We start from the raw sequence: 20,387 nt of genomic DNA on the forward strand, positions 1-20,387 counted from the left end.
GAGACCCCATGCCCGCGCTCTACGTCATGATTCCCGCCGCGCTGCTGATCGTCGCGATCGCCGTGTACATCTTCTTCTGGGCCGTGGACAGCGGCCAGTACGACGACCTCGAAGGCCCGGCCCACAGCATCCTGTTCGACGACCAGGACCCCAAGCACCAGGCCGCCCTGGACCAGGCCGAGCCGCGCAAGCCCGACGACAGCGGCGCCCCGCCCCATGCTTGACCTGTTGCCGCTGCTGAGTTCGGCGCTGATCCTCGGCCTGCTGGGGGGCGGCCACTGCCTGGGCATGTGCGGCGGCCTGATGGGCGCACTCACCCTGGCCATTCCCAAGGCGCAGCGCAGCCGGCGCTTTCAGCTGCTGCTGGCGTACAACCTGGGGCGCATCCTCAGCTATGCCGCTGCCGGCCTGCTGCTGGGCCTGGCCGGCTGGGCGGTGGCGGGCGGCCCGCTGGCCACCGGCATGCGCGTGCTCGCGGCGCTGCTGCTGATCAGCATGGGCCTGTACCTGGCCGGCTGGTGGAGCGGCCTGACCCGCATCGAAAGCCTGGGGCGCGGCCTGTGGCGGCACATACAGCCGGTGGCCAATCGCCTGCTGCCGGTGTCGAGCCTGCCGCGCGCGCTGCTGCTGGGCGCGCTGTGGGGCTGGTTGCCGTGCGGGCTTGTCTACAGCACCCTGCTGTGGGCCGCCAGCCAGGGCAACGCCACCCACAGCGCCCTGCTGATGCTGGCCTTCGGCCTGGGCACCTGGCCGGTGCTGCTGGCCACGGGGCTGGCTGCCGAGCGCACCAGTGCCCTGCTGCGCAAGCGCGGGGTACGCGTGACGGGAGGCCTGCTGGTGATCCTGTTCGGCCTGTGGACCCTGCCGGGGCCGCACCAGCACTGGCTCATGGGGCACTGAACACCCGTTGATACAAATCAACACGCCCTGACACAACGCTCCCTAGACTCCGGACACTGCCGCCATTCCAGGGACTGCCACCATGCTCGACGCCCTCCACTGGGACCCCGACCTTATTCGCCGTTACGATCTGGCGGGCCCGCGCTACACCTCCTACCCGACCGCCGTGCAACTGCACAGCCAGGTCGGCTCGTTCGACCTGTTGCACGCCCTGCGTGACAGCCGCCGCGCCGCGCGCCCGCTGTCGCTGTACGTGCACGTGCCGTTCTGCGCCAACATCTGCTACTACTGCGCCTGCAACAAGGTGATCACCAAGGACCGCGGCCGCGCCCAGCCCTACCTGCAGCGCCTGGAGCAGGAAATCCAGCTGATCGCCTGCCACCTGGACCCGCGCCAGACCGTGGAGCAGTTGCACCTGGGCGGCGGTACACCGACGTTCCTCAGCCACGCCGAACTGCGCCAGCTGATGACGCACCTGCGTCAGCACTTCAACCTGCTGGATGATGATTCAGGCGACTACGGCATCGAGATCGACCCGCGCGAGGCCGACTGGTCGACCATGGGGCTGCTGCGCGAACTGGGCTTCAACCGTGTCAGCCTGGGCGTGCAAGACCTCGACCCGGTGGTGCAACGGGCCATCAACCGCCCGCAAAGCCTGGAGCAGACCCGCGCGATCATCGAGGCCGCGCGCACCCTGCAGTTTCGCTCGATCAACCTCGACCTGATCTACGGCCTGCCCAAGCAGAGTACCGAAGGCTTTGCACGCACCGTCGAGGAAGTGATCAAGCTGCAGCCCGACCGCCTCTCGGTGTTCAACTATGCGCACCTGCCCGAGCGTTTCATGCCCCAGCGGCGCATCGACAGCAGCGACCTGCCGGCGCCTGCGCTGAAACTGGAAATGCTGCACAACACCATCGAGCAGCTGACCGAGGCAGGCTATCGCTACATCGGCATGGACCATTTCGCCCTGCCCGACGACGAACTGGCCATTGCCCAGGAAGAGTCGACCCTGCAGCGCAACTTCCAGGGCTACACCACCCACGGCCACTGCGACCTGATCGGCCTCGGCGTGTCGGCCATCAGCCAGATCGGCGACCTGTACTGCCAGAACAGCAGTGATCTGAACGAATACCAGAACACCCTCGGCGCCTCGCAGTTGCCCACCAGTCGAGGCCTGATCTGCAACGAGGACGACCGCATCCGCCGCGCGGTGATCCAGCAGCTGATCTGCCATTTCGAACTGGAGTTCGAGACCATCGAGCGCGCCTTCACCCTCGATTTTCGCGGTTACTTCAACGCGCAGTGGCCTGCCCTGCTGGGCATGGCCAAGGACGGCCTCATCAGCCTGGATGCCAACGGGATCAAGGTGTTGCCGGCGGGGCGCCTGCTGGTACGCTCGGTATGCATGGTGTTCGATGCCTACCTGGACCTGCACAACCGCCAGCGGTTTTCGCGGGTGATTTGAATCAGCCCATCAACTCGAACACCTTCGCGACCTGATCAAGGCTCAGGTTCTCCTGCTTCATGGCCTTGTTCAGGTTGGCGGTGGCGGTGGTGATTGCCCCCGTCAGCGTGGCGATCTCACCCTGCAGCGATGAGACCTTTTGCCGCATCTGCTCGGGGGTCAGGGAGTTGTCTCGCATGACGGCCTGCATCTGCTGCATCTTTTCAGCCAGTTGCTGCTGCAGCTTGCGGATGGTCTTGAGGGTCTGCTGGATGGTCTGGGGCAGACCGCTTTCCTCGATGTCCTTGTTGCCGCCGCTGCTTTTGGACGCCTGCAGGCCCGCCAGGGACAGGTTGACCCTGACCCCCTCCTTGGCAGGAGCCTTGGCCGGTTGGGCGCTCTGGGCACCGTCGACATTGGTCTTGGCGACAGGGGGTTTGAGCTGGGTTGCAGCGCTATTCAGAGGATTTGAATCGATAGAGAGCATGGACAGTCTTTCCTGTTAAGGACACTATTCCAGGTCATCGGCCAAACATCGCCGATCTTGAGCCCAGCACGCACCAAAAGCGCGCACGCTGGCCTGAACCCGGCCGTCTGAGTTACCCTTACGGCTTATGTGTGCTTTCCCCAGAAGGATCGAATGAAAATGTCCGAGCCAGTTAAACTGCGCCCTCACAACCAGGCCCATTGCAAGGATTGCAGCCTGGCGCCCTTGTGCCTGCCTCTTTCGCTGAATCTGGAAGACATGGACGCACTGGACGAAATCGTCAAGCGCGGGCGTCCGTTGAAAAAAGGCGAGTTTCTGTTCCGCCAGGGCGACGACTTCGGCTCGGTTTACGCCGTGCGCTCCGGCGCCCTGAAGACCTTCAGCCTGAGCGACGCGGGCGAGGAGCAGATCACCGGCTTCCACCTGCCCAGCGAACTGGTCGGGCTGTCGGGCATGGACACCGAGGCCTACCCGGTATCGGCGCAGGCCCAGGAAACCACTTCGGTGTGCGAGATCCCCTTCGAGCGCCTGGACGAGCTGTCGGTGCAACTGCCGCAGCTGCGTCGCCAACTGATGCGGGTGATGAGCCGCGAGATTCGCGACGACCAGCAGATGATGCTGCTGCTGTCCAAGAAGACTGCGGACGAGCGCATCGCCACCTTCCTGGTCAACCTGTCGGCGCGCTTTCGCGCACGCGGCTACTCGGCCAACCAGTTCCGCCTGAGCATGTCGCGCAACGAAATCGGCAACTACCTGGGCCTGGCGGTGGAAACCGTGTCACGGGTGTTCACGCGCTTCCAGCAGAACGGCCTGATCGAAGCCGAAGGCAAGGAAGTACGCATCATCGACCCGATTCAGCTGTGCGCCCTGGCGGGCGGCTCGCTGGACAGCTGACACCTGGCGCAGCAGGTATACTGGCTGGCGTTTGCCCTTCAGGATACCTGCCCCATGCCGACCGATGCGTTCGACCTCAAATCCCTGATCCGCCCGGTAACGGACTTTCCCAAGCCGGGGGTGATCTTTCGCGACATTACCCCGCTGTTCCAGTCCCCTCGGGGCCTGCGCCACGTTGCCGACCAATTCATCGAACGCTATGTCGAGGCTGACTTCAGCCATGTCGGGGCGCTGGATGCGCGCGGCTTCCTGATCGGCTCGATCATTGCCCACCAGCTCAACAAGCCGCTGATCCTGTTTCGCAAGCAGGGCAAGCTGCCGGCCGATGTGCTGGCCGAGGGTTACCAGACCGAATATGGCGAGGCGTTTCTGGAAGTGCATGCCGACAGCCTGTGCGAGGGCGATGCGGTGCTGATCATGGATGACCTGATCGCCACCGGCGGCACCCTGCTGGCAGCGGCCAGCCTGATACGGCGCATGGGGGCGGCCGTGTTCGAGGCGGCGGCGATCATCGACCTGCCGGAGCTGGGCGGCTCGCAGAAGCTGCAGGCGGCAGGGGTGCAGACGTTCTGCCTGACCGAGTTTTCGCTCAGCGAATATTGAGCGCGCACTGACCCCTTCGCCAGCAAGGCTGGCTCCTACAAAGGCCGCATGCTCTTGTAGGAGCCAGCCTTGCTGGCGAAGGGGCCCCGCACGCTCACAGCGCGATTGGTTTACGCCCCGCGAACGAATGCGCCAGCGTTCCGCCATCCACCAGTTCCAGCTCCCCGCCCAGCGGCACACCATGGGCGATGCGTGAAGCCACCAGCCCCTTGTCCGCCAGCAGCTGCGCGATGTAATGCGCCGTGGCCTCCCCTTCCACCGTGGGGTTGGTGGCCAGGATCACCTCGGTGAAGCTGCCCTGCTCGGCAATGCGCGCCAGCAACTGCGGAATCCCGATGGCCTCCGGCCCCAGGCCGTCCAGTGGCGACAGATGCCCCTTGAGCACGAAGTAGCGGCCGCGATAACCGGTCTGCTCCACCGCGTACACGTCCATCGGCCCCTCCACCACGCACAGCAGGGTGTCGTCACGCCGTGGGTCGGCGCACTGCGGGCACAGCTCCTGCTCGGTCAGGGTGCGGCACTGACGGCAATGCCCCACCCCCTCCATGGCCTGGCTCAACGCCTGGGCCAGGCGCACGCCGCCGCTGCGGTCACGCTCCAGCAGTTGCAGGGCCATACGCTGGGCGGTTTTCTGACCCACACCCGGCAGCGTGCGCAAGGCGTCGATCAGTTGGCGAATCAAGGGGCTGAAGCTCATGGTAAAAGGCCTGGCAGATCATCGGTTGAACGGAAAAACGACGATGGGAGCGACAACCGACTGGCTGTGCTCCCACCGAGGGTCACGCAGGCAATGCCTCAGAACGGCATCTTGAAGCCCGGCGGCAGTTGCATGCCGGCGGTCATGCCACCCATCTTTTCCTGGCTGTTGGCCTCGACCTTGCGCACCGCATCGTTCACGGCCGCAGCGATCAGGTCTTCCAGCACTTCCTTGTCTTCCTGCATCAGGCTGTCGTCCAGGCTGATGCGCTTGACGTCATGGCGACCGGTCATCACCACGCTGACCAGGCCGGCGCCCGATTGGCCGGTCACTTCGGCGTTGGCCAGCTCTTCCTGCATCTTGGCCATCTTTTCCTGCATCTGCTGTGCCTGCTTCATCAGGCCGGCCATGCCACCTTTCATCATGGGAATCACCTCGGTATCAAGTTACTTGGCACACCGCGGCAGACCGCGGTGCTGGGGTAAACGGGTTATTCGCCCTGGGCCACCAGGGCGTCGACAGGTTCAATAGTATCGTGACGCACGGTGGCGCCGAACTGCTGGATCATCTGCTGGATGAACGGATCGTTCTCGATCGACGCCTCGGCCTCGCGCTGACGGTCGGCACGCTTGCGCGACGCGGCCTGGGCCGGGGTTTCCTGCTCGGGGCGGATCAGCTCGATGCTCAGGTTCAGGGTACGCCCAAGGTGCTGGTTGAGCGCATCGTTCAGGCGCCGCTGCTGGGTGGCGTTGAACAGGGCGCTGTGCGCCGGGTCCAGGTGCAGCAGCCAGTTGTCGCCGTCCATCGCGATCAGCGTGCAGTTGGCGGCGATGCTGCCGGTCATGCCCGAAATCGGCAGCAGCGGGAACATCTCCAGCCATTGCAACGCCAGGCCGGTGGCCGGTTGCGCAGCAGGCTCTGGCTCGGGCTCCGGTGCAGGCTCCGGCGCGGTCTCGCTGGCCAGCTCGTCCAGGTAGCTGTAGCCCACCGGGTCGATCTCGGCGTCGTAGTAATCTTCGTCCAGCGGTGGCTCGTCGTCGCGCTCCATGCCCGCCGGGCTATAGCTGGCGTGGTCGGCGATCGGTGGCTCATCGTGATGCGCGATGGCCGGCGCGGGCGCGGCTGGCACGGGCGCAGCAATCGCCTCGGGTTCAGGTTCGGGTTGCGGCTCGGGTTCCGGTTCGGGTTCAGGCGCCGCAGCAAGCTCGGGCGCAGGCGCGGCCGGCTCGTTCCAGGGCAGGTCGACCTCGGGCGCGGGCGGCTCGGCAACCTGCGCTTGCAGTACTGGCGCAGCCTGCACCGGCGGCTCGGGTTCGGGCTGCGGGCGGGCAACAGGTTCGGCAACGGGCGTGGGCACGACCGGTGCAGCCACCACCGGCGCGGCGACCGCTGCCACCGCGGGTGGGGAGTCAGCTGTGGCCTGGCTGATCCCCGTCGACTTTAGCGTCGGTGTCGGCGCATCGACGGTGTCGGCCGGGCGGAACGCCAACATGCGCAACAGCACCATCTCGAAGCCGCCACGCGGGTCGGGGGCCAGCGGCAGATCGCGCCGGCCGATCAGGCCCATCTGGTAATAGAACTGCACATCTTCGGCCGGCAGAGCGCCGGCCAGCGCCAGCACGCGGTCACGATCACCCTGGCCGTTGTCCACCGCCTCGGGCAGCGCCTGGGCCACCGCCACGCGGTGAAGCACATTGAGCATTTCAGACAGCACGCCGTTCCAGTCCGGCCCCTGCTCGGCCAGGTGCCGCACGGCCTCGAGCAGGGCTCGTGCGTCCCCTTCGAGCAGGGCCTGGAGCACGCCATAGACCTGGCCGTGATCGAGGGTGCCGAGCATGGCGCGCACATCCGCCGCCAGCACCTTGCCTTCGCCAAAGGCGATGGCCTGGTCGGTGAGGCTCATGGCATCGCGCATCGAACCGTCGGCGGCGCGGCCCAGCAACCACAGGGCGTCGTCTTCGAACGGCACGTTCTCGACCCCGAGCACATGGCTCAGGTGCTCGACCACCCGCTCGGGGGTCATGTTCTTGAGCGAGAACTGCAGGCAGCGCGACAGGATGGTGGCGGGCAGCTTCTGCGGGTCGGTGGTGGCAAGAATGAACTTGACGTAGGGCGGCGGCTCTTCAAGCGTCTTGAGCAAGGCGTTGAACGAGTGGCTGGAGAGCATGTGCACTTCGTCGATCAGGTAGACCTTGAAGCGCCCGCGGCTTGGCGCGTACTGCACGTTGTCGAGCAGCTCGCGGGTATCCTCGACCTTGGTGCGGCTGGCGGCGTCGATCTCGATCAGGTCGACGAAGCGCCCCTCGTCGATCTCGCGGCACACCGAACAGGTGCCGCACGGTGTCGAGGTAATGCCGGTTTCACAGTTGACGCATTTGGCGATGATGCGCGCGATGGTGGTCTTGCCCACCCCGCGGGTGCCGGTGAACAGGTAGGCGTGGTGCAGCCGCTGGTTGTCCAGCGCGTTGATCAGGGCCTTGAGCACATGGGTCTGGCCGACCATTTCGCGGAACGAGCGCGGACGCCATTTACGTGCAAGAACCTGATAACTCATCGAAAACCGTCGGATAGATAGACCAAAGACCGCTAATCCTAGCGGAGCAGGGGCAAAAATGCATCCGCCGTGCATGGGCACGCCGGCCAGTCACCGTTGATCGGACAACGGCCCGGGCTGGCCGGTTGCCTGTCCTCTGACTGAACACGCGCCAGGCAAAGCTTGGTAACCTATGTGCCAATCGTGAAACAAACTGATATATGTCAGCACGACTTATCAGTCATTTCCTACAAGCTAGGCTAAGCTTTATGCCGTTCGTGCCGACCTTGTTCAAGAACGGCATCCATCGTGCAGATGCGCTGCACAGGCAGCGACAAAACAGTCAAACTTATGGCGGTATTTTTTTAACTCGGCGAAAATGCGAAAAACCAGCCCAGAAACAAACAAAATATTGACACTATCAGTTTGATATCACACATTAGCATCCTAGCAGTGTGACAGACCTTATCTGCCCCAGCAGTTGATCAGATAGCCGTAGGCCGGGATTACACATATGAGTCATGCAGACGACATTGGAAATCTGTTCACCAGGTTTGGGGCAAGTGCGGACAGCTATAAAGAAATCGACACCGAGTTCGAATACCTCGAACCCGCGCTGACGGTGGCTGAACCGATCACACCTGCTGCCGCGCCCGAGCCGGTTGCCCCGGTGGCCGCGACCCTGGCGGCCCTGAAGCTGCCGCCGACCCTGGCATCGGTGCCTGCGCCGGTACAGGCACCAGCTCCTGCGCCGGCAGTCGTTGCGGTGCCCGCGCCCGTGAAGCGTATACCGCCCGCTCCCGAACCGGCTGCACAGCCCGCCGGCGCCCCCCTGTCGCTGCGTGAACAACTCGAAGCGGCGGCTCGCCTGCGCCATGCCACGGCCCAGGGGCTGAATCAGGGTGCACTGGAGCATGCCATGCACAAACCGGCACCGACACGCCCCCAGGCCAGCATCATCGCTGTGGTTTCGGCCAAGGGGGGTGTGGGCAAGACCACCTTTGCCGCCGCGCTGGCCAAGCTGCTGGAGCGCCCGCACGGTCGCGTGGTGGCACTGGACCTGGACCCGCAAAACAGCCTCGCCAGCCAACTGATGCTGCCGCGTACCGCCCCCGGTCTGAGCCAGGCTACCGACAGCGACGAACCCTGGAGCATCCACTGCCACCCAGTGCCCGACTCGACCGCCGAATGCCTGCCATTCGGGCACGCCGACGCCACCCAGTTGCGCAGCCTGGAGCAGCGCCTGGCCAACCAGCCTGGCTGGCTGCTGCAGCAATTGGCAACGCTGGCACTGACACCCGCTGACGTACTGATCATCGACATGCCCACCGGCGCCACCCCATGGCTTGCGCCAGTGCTGGAGATGGCCGACCAGGTGGTGGCCCTGACCCTGCCGACTCCAGCCGCCTACCGCGTGCTGGATGAACTGCAGGCCTGGCTTGCGCCCCTGCACCAGCGCAGCCCCGCGCCGCGCTGCAGCTACCTGATCAACAAGGTCGACCCCACCCGCGCGCTGGACCTGGACATGTGCCAGGTACTGCGCCAGCGCATCGGTCGCGAGCTGCTGGGCATGGTCCGTCTCGACCACAGCCTGGACGAAGCCCAGGCCTTCGAATTCGATCCGTTCGTCAAGGTGCCCGACAGCCCTGCCTGCCAGGACCTGCGCGACGTGGCGCATGCCCTTGGCGCCCACCTCGCCCATCACCACCAACAGTCCGGTACCCCATGACCGCCCCCTTAGACCAGGCGTCTGCAGTGCAGGCGCCCAACACGGTTGCGCGCTTGAATGTCTGGCTCGAACGCTTCGGGCAATGGCCCGCCCCGGTGCTGCGCGCGCTGAAGATCGGTGCCGGCCTGATCGGCGCCCTGCTGCTGGTGGCCGTGGTCACCGCACCTCTGGAGCTGGAGCGCCAGTTCGCCTTTGCCGCCCTGTGCTTCGCCGGCCTGCTGATACTGCGCAAGCTGCCCGGGCGCCTGCCGGTGCTGGCCATGGTGGTGTTGTCGCTGGTGGCCACCCTGCGTTATGTGTACTGGCGCGTCACCGACACGCTGGGCTTCGACAGCTGGCTGGACATCGTGTTCGGCTACGGCCTGGTGGCAGCAGAGTTCTATGCCCTGGTGGTGCTGGCGTTCGGCTACATGCAGACCGCCTGGCCCTTGCAGCGCAAGCCCAAGATTCTTACCCAGGACCCCAAGGACTGGCCCACGGTGGATGTGTTCATCCCCACCTACAACGAAGCGCTGAGCATCGTGAAGCTGACGATCTTCGCCGCCCAGGCCATCGACTGGCCGCGCGACAAGCTGCGCGTGCACGTGCTGGATGATGGCCGCCGCGACGATTTTCGCGAGTTCTGCCGGCAGATCGGGGTCAACTACATCGTGCGCGCCGACAACGTCCACGCCAAGGCCGGCAACCTCAACGAGGCCCTGAAGGTCACCGACGGCGAGTACATCGCCATTTTCGACGCCGACCACGTGCCCACGCGCTCCTTCCTGCAGGTGGCGATGGGCTGGTTCCTCAAGGACCCGAAACTGGCCCTGCTGCAGACCCCGCACTTCTTCTTTTCGCCCGACCCGTTCGAGAAGAACCTCGACACGTTCCGCTCGGTGCCCAACGAGGGCGAGCTGTTCTACGGCCTGGTGCAGGACGGCAACGACCTGTGGAACGCCACCTTCTTCTGCGGCTCGTGTGCAGTGATCCGCCGCAGCCACCTGCTGGAAGTGGGCGGCGTGGCCATCGAGACGGTGACCGAAGATGCGCACACCGCGCTCAAGCTCAACCGCAAGGGCTACAACACCGCGTACCTGGCGATCCCCCAGGCTGCGGGCCTGGCCACCGAGAGCCTGTCGCGGCACATCAGCCAGCGCATCCGCTGGGCACGCGGCATGGCGCAGATCTTCCGTACCGACAACCCGTTCATCGGCAAGGGCCTGAGCTTCGGCCAACGCGTGTGCTACGTGAACGCCATGCTGCACTTCTTCTACGGCCTGCCGCGCCTGGTCTTCCTGACCGCGCCGCTGGCGTACCTGATCTTCGGCGCGCAGATCTTCCACGCCTCGGCGCTGATGATCACCGCCTACGTACTGCCGCACATCTTCCACGCCAGCCTGACCAACTCGCGTATCCAGGGGCGCTTTCGCCATTCGTTCTGGAACGAGGTCTACGAGTCGGTGCTGGCCTGGTACATCATGCGCCCGGTACTGGTGGCGCTGATCAACCCCAAGCTTGGCGGCTTCAACGTGACCGACAAGGGCGGCATCATCGACAAGGAATACTTCGACTGGGAGCTGGCGCGCCCCTACATCATCCTGCTGACCCTGAACCTGATCGGCATGGTGTTCGGTGTGGTGCAACTGATCTGGGGCGACCCGGCCGCAGCCATCACCATCATCATCAACCTGGCCTGGACGATCTACAACGTGATCATCACCAGCGCTGCCGTTGCGGTTGCCAGTGAAACCCGCCAGGTGCGTTCCGAGCCGCGCGTGCGCGCCGAGCTGCCGATTCAGGTGCAGACCGCCGACGGCACCACCATCGACTGCACCACCGTGGACTTCTCGCAAAAGGGCGTGGGCTTCAAGCTTCCCGAGGGCCAGAGCCTGCACAAGGGCCAGGACATCCAGGTGATCCTGATGCGCAAGCAGCAGGCCTGCGTACTGCCGGCCACCGTGGTGTTCAGCCGTGGCGCCATGGTCGGGGTGCAGTTCAAGCCGCTGACCTTGCGCCAGCAGAGCGACTTCGTGCGCCTGACCTTCTCGCGGGCCGACACCTGGGCCGCAACCTGGGGTGGCAGCAAGCCCGACACCCCGTTGAGCGCCCTGCACGATGTGAGCCGCATCGGCGTGCGCGGCATCATGGACCTGGCCCAGGCGACCCTCAGCGCCTTGCGCCATCGTCGCTACAAGCGCAAGCAAGCCCCCACCCACCTCGAACCTTCGTTGGACTCGCAATGACCGTCATGCTTCATACCGACCAACAAGTGAACCTGTCGCGCCGTTCTCGCCGTCTGCTCGCCGGCTCGCTGCTGTGCCTGGGCAGCCTGCTGCAACCTGCCCAGGCCGATGAGGTCGCGGCCAGCGCAGCGGCGCCCGCCACGGAGCCCGCCGCCAGCGAAACGGCGCCGGCGGCACCGGATGCGGCCGGCGAAAAGTACCAGCTCAGCCTCAAGCAGCTGGGCAAGAACTACACCATGAGCCTGCGTGGCGTGGAGTCGACCGACACGGTCAACTTCGACGTGCGGGCCGACGAGGTGGTGACTGGCGCGCAACTGACCCTGCAATACACCTATTCGCCAGCGCTGCTCAGCGACCTCTCGCAGATCAACATCCTGGTCAACGACGAAGTGGCCGCCAGCCTGCCGTTGCCCAAGGAAAACGCCGGCGTCCTGCAAAAGCAGGTGATCGACATTCCGCCGTACCTGATCACCGAGTTCAACCGGCTCGGCGTGCAGTTGATCGGCCACTACACCATGCAGTGCGAAGACCCGCTGCATTCGAGCCTGTGGGCCAAGATCAGCAACGAAAGCCAGCTGAGCCTGCAGGTCAAGCCGGTGGTGCTGCCCAACGACCTGGCCCTGCTGCCGCTGCCGCTGTTCGACCGTCGCGACCCACGCGCCCTGAGCCTGCCGTTCGTGTTTGCCGTGGCCCCCGACAACACCACCCTCGAAGCGGCGGGCGCGGTGTCGTCGTGGATCGGTGCACTGGCCAGCTACCGTGGCGCAAACTTCCCCACCAACCTGCACAGCCTGCCCGCCAGCGGCAACGCGGTGGTGCTGGTCAACACCGCCGAGGCCAACCAGGTCGAGGGCCTGACGCTGCCCGACCTCAAGGGCCCGACCCTGTCGCTGGTGAGCAACCCCAACGACCCGCACGGCAAGCTGCTGGTCATCGCCGGACGCGACAGCGCCGAACTCAAGCGCGCCGCCACCGCCCTGGTGATCGGCTACCGCAGCTTCTCCGGCCCCAGCGTGCAGATCGACACCGTCAATGCGCTGCAGCCACGCCAGCCGTATGACGCGCCCAACTGGCTGCCGACCGAACGCCCGGTGCGCCTTGGCGAGCTGATCGACCCGCGTCAGCTCAATGTGTCGGGCTACAACCCCGGCATGATCACCGTGCCGGTGCGCCTGCCACCCGACCTGTTCAACTGGCGCGAACAGGGCGCCCGGCTGGACCTCAAGTACCGCTACACCCCACAGCAGACCTCGTCCAACTCTTCGCTGCTGGTGAGCTTCAACGACACTTTCATCAAGTCGATGAACCTGCCCTCGATCGAGCGCCTGGGCGGCAGCGACAGCCTGCTGGCAGCCCTGAAGAAAGACGACAGCATCGCCCGCGAGGCGAGCATGCTGCTGCCGCTGGACTCGGTCGCCCTGCAGTCGCGCCTGCAGTTCCGCTTCATGTACGACTACATCAAGCAGGGTGAATGCCGCGACATCATCATCGACAACATGCGCGGCGCCATCGACCCGGACTCCACCCTGGACCTGAGCGGCTACGACCACTTCATCGCCATGCCCAACCTGGGCGTGTTCAAGGACAGCGGCTTCCCGTTCACGCGCCTGGCCGACCTGTCCGACTCGGCGGTGATCCTGCCGGACAACGCCGGCAGCGCCGACTGGAGCGCCTACCTCACCGTGCTCGGACGCTTTGGCGACTCCACCGGCTACCCGGCCACCGCCGTCACCGTGGCCCAGGCCGGCCAGGTCGATGCCCTGGCCGACAAGGACCTGCTGGTGCTGGCTTCCGGCGACAACCAGCCACTGCTCAAGACCTGGGCCGACTACCTGCCCAGCAGGACCCAGGACGCCAGGCATTACGTGGAGTTCTCCGACCTGCCGATGCGCCTGCGCGAATGGATCAGCCCCGATCCCAAGGCCAACCTGCGCGCCGCGCGCGGTGCGCTCACCTTCACCGGCGAGAACCGCAGCTCGTACGTCACCGGGTTCGAGTCGCCGCTCAAGAGCGGGCGCAGCGTGGTGGTGCTGTCCAGCCCGCAGCCGCAGAACCTGGTGGAGGTCACCGACGCCCTGATCGGCGGCGAACAGTACACCCAGGCACTGCAAGGCAGCCTTGTGGTGATCAACGGCAGGAATGTCGAATCGCTGGTGGCCGAGCAGGCCTACTACGTGGGGCACCTGGGGCCGTTCCGTTACATCCAGTGGCTGCTGTCCCAGCATGTACCGGCGCTGCTGCTGTTGACCCTGCTGGGGGTTGCCCTGGTCAGCCTGGTGGCGTTCTTCTCGCTGCGCGCCCAGGCCAAACGTCGCCTCAACATCGAGTAATCGCATGCCTCTGCCAACCGGACACACCGCACCGTTGCCCGCCAGGCGTTCGCGCTCGCTGCTGCGCCGCCTGCTGGGCGCCAGCGCCCTTACCCTGCTGCTGCCCGGCGTGAGCCAGGCCAACAGCTGCCAGGCCGACCCCTGGCCGTTGTGGCAGGTGTTTCGCCAGCACTTCGTGCAGCCCGACGGGCGCGTGCTCGATGCCAGCACGCCGCAGCAGCACAGCTCGTCCGAAGGCCAGTCCTACGCGATGTTCTTTGCCCTGGTGGCCAACGACCAGGCCAGCTTCGACAAGCTCTGGCTGTGGGCCAGCAACAACCTTGCCGGTGGCGACATCAAGCAGAACCTGCCGGGGTGGATCTGGGGCCTGGACGACAAGGGCCAGTGGCGCCTGCTGGACCACAACTCGGCCTCGGACGCCGACCTGTGGTTCGCCTACGCGCTGAGCGAGGCCGCGCGGCTGTGGAACACCCCGGCCTACAACGCCCAGGCTGCCCAGCTGCTGGCCAATATCAAGGCCCGCGAAGTGGCCGAGCTGCCGGGCCTGGGCATGATGCTGCTGCCCGGCGTGGAGGGCTTTGCCAAGCCCGATCACTTCTGGCAGCTCAACCCCAGCTACCTGCCGGTGCCGGTGCTGCGACGCCTGGCGGTGGTCGACCCCAAGGGGCCGTGGAGCCAGATCGCCCGCAGCACCGCCAGCCTGATCAAGGGCGTGAGCCACAACGGCTATGTGGCCGACTGGGTGGGCTACCGTGCCACCGGCCCGGACAAGGGCCTGTTCGTGATCGACCCGGTCAAGGGCGAAACCGGCAGCTACGACGCCATCCGCACCTACCTGTGGGCCGGCATGACCCCGGCCAAGGACCCACTGGCCAAGCCGATCCTCGACAGCCTCGACGGCATGGCGCGCAGTGTCGCGACCCACGGCGTACCGCCAGAGAAAGTGCAGGTGCAGGCCAACACCAGCAGCGGCGATGGCCCGTTCGGCTTTTCTGCCGCCCTGCTGCCGTATTTCAAGGCGCGCCAGCAACCCTGGCTGCAGGAACAGCAGCGTGCCCGTGTCGACCAGCTGATGAGCAAAAGCCTGAGCCCCGAAGCGCTGCAGGCCAGACAACCCCCTTACTACGACTTCGTGCTGAGCCTGTTCGCCCTCGGCTTCATGGATGATCGTTACCACTTCCTCGACGACGGGAAGCTGCAACCACTCTGGGAGACTTCATGCCCTCGCGCCGCCAAACCCTAGCCATTGGGGTGCTTGCCGCCCTGATCCACAACAGCAGCTTTGCCGAGCTCAGCGAGAACGGCAAGGTCCTGCTGGAACAGGGTCAATACTGGCAGGCCCGCAAAGACATCACCCGCGCCACCGAGGCATGGCGCAAGCTGCTGCTGATCGATCCGCAGCAGGCCGACGCGTTGTACGGCCTTGGCCTGCTGGAGCTTGATGGCAATCGCCCGCAGGGCGCCAAGCGCTACCTCGACCAGCTCAGGCAGGCGCACCCCGGCGAGCGTCAGACCCTGTTGCTGCAACAGGAGATCGCCCTGCACAGCGCCGATAACACCGCGCAACTGGAGCAGGCCCGCCAACTCGCCGAATCGGGCGAGCTGGATCAGGCTGTGGCGGCATACCGCACGCTGTTCAGTGGCAGTGCACCCCAGGGCGAACTGGGCCTGGAGTTCTACAGCTACCTGGGCTACACCGCCACCGGCTGGCAGGAAGCGCGCCAGGGCCTGGAGCGCCTGCAGGGCCAGTCGCCGGACAACCCCAAGATCAAGCTCAACCTGGCCAAGCTGCTGCTGCGCAACGAAAGCACCCGGGTGGAGGGCATTCGCCGGCTGGCGTCCTATGCCAACGACCCGGTGATCGGCAGTGAATCGATCGAGGGCTGGCGCCAGGGCCTGTCCTGGCTGGGTGCGCCGCGCCCCGCCGAGGTGCCGTTGTTCGATGCCTACCTCAAGGCCTACCCGGACGACGAAGAGATCCGCAACCAGCTCAAGAGCGGTGCCCGTGCCAGCCAGGCCAGCGCCGTCCAACGCCAGAACAGCCACCTGGTGCGTGGCTTCAAGGCGCTGGACGCCAACGACCTGCCCCAGGCCGAGCAGTCGTTCCAGGCCCGTTTGCGCGAGCAGGCGCAGGATGCCGACGCCCTCGGCGGGCTGGGCATCGTGCGCCAGCGCCAGGGCCGCCTGGGCGACGCCGATGCACTGTTCAAGCAGGCCATCAGCCGTGGCAACAGCAGCCGCTGGCAGAGCGCCCTGCAAGGCAACCGCTACTGGGTGCTGCTGGACCAGGCCAATGCCGCCCGCGACGCCGGCAATCCGCAAGACGCCCGCGAGCTGCTGCAACGCGCCATCGCGATGAACCCGCGCCAGGTGCAGGGGCCTGTCAGCCTGGCCGACCTGCAGGCCGCCCAGGGTCAGTTCGACAGCGCCGAAACCACCTATCGCCAGGCCCTGAGCCTGGATGCCGGCAACCCCGATGCGCTGCGCGGGCTGGTCAGCGTGCTGGCGCAGAACGGCAAGCTGGGCGAAAGCCAGCGCCTGATCGACGGGCTCAGCGATGCCCAGCGCGAACGCCTGGGCGACCTGCGCGTGCTGCGCGCGGCCATCGCCGTAGGCCAGGCCCGCGACGCCGAGCGCAGTGGCGACCTGGCCGGCGCTCGCAAGGCGCTGGAAGAGGCCGTGCGCAACGACCCGCAGAACGTGTGGGCGCGTTACGACCTGGCGCAGGTCTACCTCAAGAGCGATGCCTCCGGCAAGGCGCGCCAGACCATCGACGAGATGCTCAAGGCCAACCCGCAGCGGGCCGAGGCGCTGTATGCCAGCGCGCTGTTCTCCAGCCGCCTGGGCGAGTGGCAGTCGGCCCAGCGCAGCCTGGCGCAGGTGCCCGCGGCCCAGCGCAGCGCCGCCATGCACACCCTGGCCGAAGAGATCGAACTGCACCTGCTGACCCGCCAGGCGGCAGACCTGGCCAAACAGGGCCAGCGCCAACAGGCCATGAAGCTGCTGCAACGCGCCGAACCGGCAGCGGCCAACAACCCCGGCATGCTCTCGGCGCTGGCCGCGACCTATATCGATATCGGCCAGACCGAACATGCGCTGGGCATGCTGCGCACCGCCATTGCCCAGAGCAGCACGCCCTCCCCGTCCCTGCGCCTGGCCTATGCCGGCGCACTGCTCAAGGCCGGCGACGACGTGCAGGTGAACCAGATTCTGCGCGAGCTGCGCAGCCAGCCACTGCAGGCCGGCGACCAGCGCAGCTACGACGACCTGGTGTTCCAGTACACCGTGCGCCAGGCCGACCTGCTGCGTGAAAAGGGCGACCTGGTGGCCGCCTACGACACCCTCGCCCCGGCCCTGGCGCAACGCCCGCAAGACCCGCAGGCAGTGTCGTCGCTGGCGCGCATGTACCTGGACAACCGCAACCCGGCCAAGGCGGTGGAGCTGTTCACCCCGCTGCTGCGCCAGTACCCGGACAATGCCGACGTGCAGATGGGCGCCGCCCAGGCCTTCGTACAGGCCGGCGATGCCGACAAGGCCGAGCGCGCCGTTGAAAAGGCCCTGCAACTGGCCCCGCAGAACCCGCAGATTCTCACCAGTGCTGCCGGCTATTACCGTGGCCGCGGCAAGCTGGCCAAGGCCGAGCAGCTGTATGCCCAGGCCCTGGCCTTGCAGGCGCCGCCGGAGCAGAACGTGCTCAACCCCTTCGGCCAGGCGATTGCCGTCAACCCCTTCGTCGGCCAGCCGGGCCAGCGCAAGCAGTCGCGCCTGAGCGAAACGGTGCTGGCCGAGATTCCCGAGCCGGCACAGACCCAGGTCAGCAGCCGCGCCAACGAGGCGTTCGACGCACCGGTGCTGCTGGCCAGTCGCGACAGCGAACCTGGCCTGCGCACGGCCAGCCAGGCCACGCCGCAGCTCGCCACGCCGGCACCGGTCGACCCGCGCGCCGCGCTGCAGACCGAGCTGGATACGATTCGCGAGGCGCGCAGCCCGCAAATCAAGCAGGGTGTCACTTTCCGCGGTAACGACAGCGAATCGGGGCTGGGCAAGATTACCGATGTGGAGGCGCCGCTGGAGATCAGCGTGCCGTGGAACGACGATCGACTGGCCCTGCGCATCACGCCAGTGTCGCTGAACGCAGGGGGGGTGAAAAACGAGCTGAGCGCCAATTCGCGCTTTGGCGGGATCACCAGCGAAATGGCCAGGAACATACTCGCCATGCCGCTACCCGACCTGCTTGCAGAAGCAGAGGACTTCTACATCGACAGCCCCGGCTCGCAGAAGGACAGCGGCGTAGGCGTGGCCGTAGCCTACGAGAACCCGTCGCAGGGCCTCAAGGCAGACCTGGGCGTGAGCCCGGTAGGCTTCCTGTACAACACCGCCGTGGGCGGCATCAGCCTGGATCGCCCCTTTGCAGAAGGCAGCAACTGGCGCTACAACCTCAACCTGTCCCGGCGCTCGGTCACCGACAGCCTGACCTCCTTCGCCGGAGCCCGCGACAAGCGCACCGACCTGCAATGGGGTGGCGTAACCTCCAACGGTGGTCGTCTGCAGCTGGGTTATGACAATCAGACCTACGGCATGTACGGCTATGGTTCCTGGCACAAGCTGCTGGGTCACGACGTGGAGTCCAACACCCGCAGTGAACTGGGCAGCGGCATCTACTGGTACCTGCTCAACAATCAGGATGAACGCCTTACCGCTGGCCTGAGCGTGTCCGGGGCGCATTACGCGAACAACCAGAGCTTCTTCACCTACGGCCACGGCGGCTACTTCAGCCCGCAGAACTTCTTCTCCATCGGTGTGCCGGTCAGTTGGGCGCAGCGGGGACCGAACTTCAGCTACCAGGTGCAGGGTTCGGTGGGCATGCAGCACATCGAGCAGGACAGCGCACCGTACTTCCGCGACAGGCAGTCACAAGCGGCGCTGGAACGAATTTCCCAGGCCTTTGCCACGGACGGTACGACCCTGCGCACCACCTATGCCTCGCAGAGCAAGACCGGCATCGGCTACTCGCTGGGCGCCAGTGGCGAATACCGGCTGGGCGATGGGTTCTTCTTCGGCGGCACCCTGGGTGTGGACAACGCCCGCGACTACCAGCAATGGACCGGTGGCCTGTACCTGCGCTACCTGTTCGACGACGGCCGCGGCGCCATGCCGTTGCCCGTCAACCCGTACCGTTCCCCTTATTCGAATTGATTTGCAGGAGTATCAACCATGGCTAGTTCACTTCTCGCAGGCCTGACCATTCTGATGATCGGCGACAGCCACCTGGCGACCCCCGATTACCTGATCAAGAGCCTGCACGACAACCTCGTGCAGCAAGGTGCCCAGGTGCACTCGCTGGGTATCTGCGGCGCCAATGCCGGCGACTGGCTCAAAGCCACCCCTGGCACCTGCGGCGGTTCCGAGCGCCGTGGCACCGAGAAGCCCGTGGTACTGGGCAGCAAGGCGGCCACCCGGCCGATCGGCGACCTGATCAAGGCCGACAAGCCGGACCTGGTGGTCGTGGTGATGGGCGACACCATGGCCAGCTACACCAAACCGGCCTTCCCCAAGGCCTGGCTGTGGCAGCAGACCACCAGCTTTGCCAAGGAAATCGCCAACACCGGGGCCAAGTGCGTATGGGTCGGCCCCAACTGGGGAACCGAAGGCGGCAAGTACGGCAAGACCTACGCCCGCGTCGAACTGACCTCCAAGTTCCTCGCCGCCAACGTGGCACCGTGCGACTACGTCGACTCGCTCAAATTCTCCAAGCAAGGCGAGTGGGCCACGGTCGACGGTCAGCATTTGACCGCCCCGGGCTACCTGGCCTGGAGCAAGAAGATCAGCGAAGAGATCGTCAAGGCGCCGGTCGTGACGAGCATCAAGAAATGAAGCGCGCCCTGCACGCTGTACTGCTGGCCCTGCCCGCCGCCCTCGGCGCGGGCCTGGCCCAGGCCGAGATCGCGCTGTACCCCACCGGCCCCAGCGAAGACTCGGCGTTCTTGCGCTTCGTCAATGCGGCCCCCGGCACCCTGCAACTGGTGGCGGACGGCTCCAAGGCCAGCCTGCAGCTGGACGCGGCCAAACCGGTGTCGGCGTACCTGCCGGTACCGGCCAACAAGGCCATCAAGGGCACCCTCAGCCGTGACGGCCAGCGCTCGGCCCTGCAGCTGAGCGTTGCTCCTGGCGAATTCGCCACGGTAGTCGCCCTGCAGGACGCCAGCGGCATCCGGCAACGCGTGGTACGCGAGCAACCCGACGACTTCAATGCGCTGAAGGCTTCGCTGGCCTTCGTCAACCTCGACCCTTCCTGCCAGGGCGCAAGCCTGCGCCCTGCCGGGCGCACGGCGGACCTGTTCAAGGACGCGCCAGAGGCCAGCGTGCAGCGTAGATCGATCAACCCGGTGAAGCTGTCGGTGCAACTGGTGTGCGCCAATGCCAACGTCGGCGGCCCGGTGGACCTGGGCGAACTCAAGGCCGGCGAGCGCTACAGCGTATTGCTGCTGCCCACGGCGAGCGGCCCGCAGCTTGTGCCCGTCACGGACACGCTCTCCAACTGATCG

16 protein-coding genes are annotated in these 20,387 nt (G+C 66.0%); 12 read left to right on the plus strand and 4 right to left on the minus strand.

Annotated features, from left to right (window positions below; all coding sequences use genetic code 11):
* Positions 1-8: 8 nt before the first annotated feature.
* From ccoS to hemN, 3 genes are all read left to right on the plus strand, one after another.
* Positions 9-224: a cbb3-type cytochrome oxidase assembly protein CcoS gene (ccoS, locus tag ACPRTJ_RS01545; protein WP_054915579.1), complete on the plus strand. Its 216-nt coding sequence runs from the start codon at positions 9-11 to the stop codon at positions 222-224.
* The gene (locus ACPRTJ_RS01550) at positions 217-900 is read left to right on the plus strand and encodes a sulfite exporter TauE/SafE family protein (protein WP_043862379.1); all 684 of its coding nucleotides are present in this window, start codon (positions 217-219) and stop codon (positions 898-900) included. Before ccoS ends, ACPRTJ_RS01550 begins: the two co-directional genes overlap by 8 nt.
* 82 nt (positions 901-982) lie before the next feature.
* On the plus strand, positions 983-2,365 hold the full coding sequence (hemN, locus tag ACPRTJ_RS01555; RefSeq protein ID WP_058542025.1) for an oxygen-independent coproporphyrinogen III oxidase: 1,383 nt from the start codon (positions 983-985) through the stop codon (positions 2,363-2,365).
* A gap of 1 nt (position 2,366) precedes the next feature.
* Here hemN and ACPRTJ_RS01560 read toward each other — a convergent pair whose 3' ends face one another.
* Positions 2,367-2,831, minus strand: coding sequence for a hypothetical protein (locus ACPRTJ_RS01560; protein ID WP_426427876.1), 465 nt, complete (start codon positions 2,829-2,831; stop codon positions 2,367-2,369).
* Positions 2,832-2,990: 159 nt separating this feature from the next.
* On the opposite strand from ACPRTJ_RS01560, the gene fnrA reads away from it, so the two are divergent.
* Positions 2,991-3,725: a Crp/Fnr family transcriptional regulator FnrA gene (gene fnrA, locus ACPRTJ_RS01565; RefSeq protein ID WP_426427878.1), complete on the plus strand. Its 735-nt coding sequence runs from the start codon at positions 2,991-2,993 to the stop codon at positions 3,723-3,725.
* Between the two features lie 54 nt (positions 3,726-3,779).
* Entirely contained in the window at positions 3,780-4,328 is a 549-nt protein-coding gene (locus tag ACPRTJ_RS01570) for an adenine phosphoribosyltransferase (protein ID WP_054915581.1), read from the plus strand.
* Positions 4,329-4,422: 94 nt separating this feature from the next.
* Here the strand turns inward: ACPRTJ_RS01570 and recR are convergent, their stop codons facing one another.
* From recR to dnaX, 3 genes are all read right to left on the minus strand, one after another.
* Complete coding sequence (gene recR / locus ACPRTJ_RS01575; RefSeq protein ID WP_078480240.1) at positions 4,423-5,025, minus strand: recombination mediator RecR; 603 nt, start codon at positions 5,023-5,025, stop codon at positions 4,423-4,425.
* A 98-nt stretch (positions 5,026-5,123) separates the two neighbouring features.
* Complete coding sequence (locus tag ACPRTJ_RS01580; protein WP_010226011.1) at positions 5,124-5,450, minus strand: YbaB/EbfC family nucleoid-associated protein; 327 nt, start codon at positions 5,448-5,450, stop codon at positions 5,124-5,126.
* 65 nt (positions 5,451-5,515) lie between these two features.
* The gene (gene dnaX / locus ACPRTJ_RS01585; RefSeq protein ID WP_327781577.1) at positions 5,516-7,579 is read right to left on the minus strand and encodes a DNA polymerase III subunit gamma/tau; all 2,064 of its coding nucleotides are present in this window, start codon (positions 7,577-7,579) and stop codon (positions 5,516-5,518) included.
* 493 nt (positions 7,580-8,072) lie between these two features.
* Between dnaX and bcsQ the strand changes: the two genes are divergently transcribed.
* From bcsQ to ACPRTJ_RS01620, 7 genes are read left to right on the plus strand one after another with little or no spacing between them, the layout of a single operon-like run.
* The gene (bcsQ, locus tag ACPRTJ_RS01590) at positions 8,073-9,287 is read left to right on the plus strand and encodes a cellulose biosynthesis protein BcsQ (protein WP_104572237.1); all 1,215 of its coding nucleotides are present in this window, start codon (positions 8,073-8,075) and stop codon (positions 9,285-9,287) included.
* Positions 9,284-11,512, plus strand: coding sequence for a UDP-forming cellulose synthase catalytic subunit (bcsA, locus tag ACPRTJ_RS01595; protein ID WP_043862371.1), 2,229 nt, complete (start codon positions 9,284-9,286; stop codon positions 11,510-11,512). The genes bcsQ and bcsA overlap by 4 nt, the downstream gene beginning before the upstream one ends.
* Positions 11,509-13,842 carry a cellulose biosynthesis cyclic di-GMP-binding regulatory protein BcsB gene (bcsB, locus tag ACPRTJ_RS01600; RefSeq protein WP_426427882.1) on the plus strand — a complete coding sequence of 778 codons (2,334 nt, stop codon included), beginning with the start codon at positions 11,509-11,511 and terminating at the stop codon, positions 13,840-13,842. Before bcsA ends, bcsB begins: the two co-directional genes overlap by 4 nt.
* Positions 13,843-13,846: 4 nt before the next feature.
* Positions 13,847-15,085: a cellulose synthase complex periplasmic endoglucanase BcsZ gene (gene bcsZ / locus ACPRTJ_RS01605; RefSeq protein ID WP_210014529.1), complete on the plus strand. Its 1,239-nt coding sequence runs from the start codon at positions 13,847-13,849 to the stop codon at positions 15,083-15,085.
* Entirely contained in the window at positions 15,061-19,038 is a 3,978-nt protein-coding gene (locus tag ACPRTJ_RS01610; protein WP_426427884.1) for a cellulose synthase subunit BcsC-related outer membrane protein, read from the plus strand. Before bcsZ ends, ACPRTJ_RS01610 begins: the two co-directional genes overlap by 25 nt.
* A gap of 18 nt (positions 19,039-19,056) precedes the next feature.
* Entirely contained in the window at positions 19,057-19,716 is a 660-nt protein-coding gene (locus tag ACPRTJ_RS01615; protein WP_426427886.1) for an SGNH/GDSL hydrolase family protein, read from the plus strand.
* Positions 19,713-20,384 (plus strand): alginate O-acetyltransferase AlgF, encoded by a 672-nt coding sequence (locus tag ACPRTJ_RS01620; RefSeq protein ID WP_278929569.1) that lies wholly within the window; start codon positions 19,713-19,715, stop codon positions 20,382-20,384. Before ACPRTJ_RS01615 ends, ACPRTJ_RS01620 begins: the two co-directional genes overlap by 4 nt.
* Positions 20,385-20,387: the final 3 nt, after the last annotated feature.

It is taken from the genome of Pseudomonas palmensis, assembly GCF_049942755.1.
Classification (GTDB): Bacteria; Pseudomonadota; Gammaproteobacteria; order Pseudomonadales; family Pseudomonadaceae; genus Aquipseudomonas; species Aquipseudomonas palmensis.

Bases quoted from the DNA above. Each gene is read 5' to 3' on its own strand.
- ACPRTJ_RS01570 (WP_054915581.1), top strand. From the start codon at position 3,780: ATGCCGACCGATGCGTTCGACCTCAAATCCCTGATCCGCCCGGTAACG.
- bcsQ (WP_104572237.1), top strand. From the start codon at position 8,073: ATGAGTCATGCAGACGACATTGGAAATCTGTTCACCAGGTTTGGGGCA.
- bcsB (WP_426427882.1), top strand. From the start codon at position 11,509: ATGACCGTCATGCTTCATACCGACCAACAAGTGAACCTGTCGCGCCGT.
- dnaX (WP_327781577.1), bottom strand. From the start codon at position 7,579: ATGAGTTATCAGGTTCTTGCACGTAAATGGCGTCCGCGCTCGTTCCGC.
- ACPRTJ_RS01550 (WP_043862379.1), top strand. From the start codon at position 217: ATGCTTGACCTGTTGCCGCTGCTGAGTTCGGCGCTGATCCTCGGCCTG.
- bcsA (WP_043862371.1), top strand. From the start codon at position 9,284: ATGACCGCCCCCTTAGACCAGGCGTCTGCAGTGCAGGCGCCCAACACG.
- hemN (WP_058542025.1), top strand. From the start codon at position 983: ATGCTCGACGCCCTCCACTGGGACCCCGACCTTATTCGCCGTTACGAT.
- recR (WP_078480240.1), bottom strand. From the start codon at position 5,025: ATGAGCTTCAGCCCCTTGATTCGCCAACTGATCGACGCCTTGCGCACG.
- ACPRTJ_RS01580 (WP_010226011.1), bottom strand. From the start codon at position 5,450: ATGATGAAAGGTGGCATGGCCGGCCTGATGAAGCAGGCACAGCAGATG.
- ACPRTJ_RS01620 (WP_278929569.1), top strand. From the start codon at position 19,713: ATGAAGCGCGCCCTGCACGCTGTACTGCTGGCCCTGCCCGCCGCCCTC.
- ACPRTJ_RS01610 (WP_426427884.1), top strand. From the start codon at position 15,061: ATGCCCTCGCGCCGCCAAACCCTAGCCATTGGGGTGCTTGCCGCCCTG.
- ccoS (WP_054915579.1), top strand. From the start codon at position 9: ATGCCCGCGCTCTACGTCATGATTCCCGCCGCGCTGCTGATCGTCGCG.
- ACPRTJ_RS01615 (WP_426427886.1), top strand. From the start codon at position 19,057: ATGGCTAGTTCACTTCTCGCAGGCCTGACCATTCTGATGATCGGCGAC.
- ACPRTJ_RS01560 (WP_426427876.1), bottom strand. From the start codon at position 2,831: ATGCTCTCTATCGATTCAAATCCTCTGAATAGCGCTGCAACCCAGCTC.
- fnrA (WP_426427878.1), top strand. From the start codon at position 2,991: ATGTCCGAGCCAGTTAAACTGCGCCCTCACAACCAGGCCCATTGCAAG.
- bcsZ (WP_210014529.1), top strand. From the start codon at position 13,847: ATGCCTCTGCCAACCGGACACACCGCACCGTTGCCCGCCAGGCGTTCG.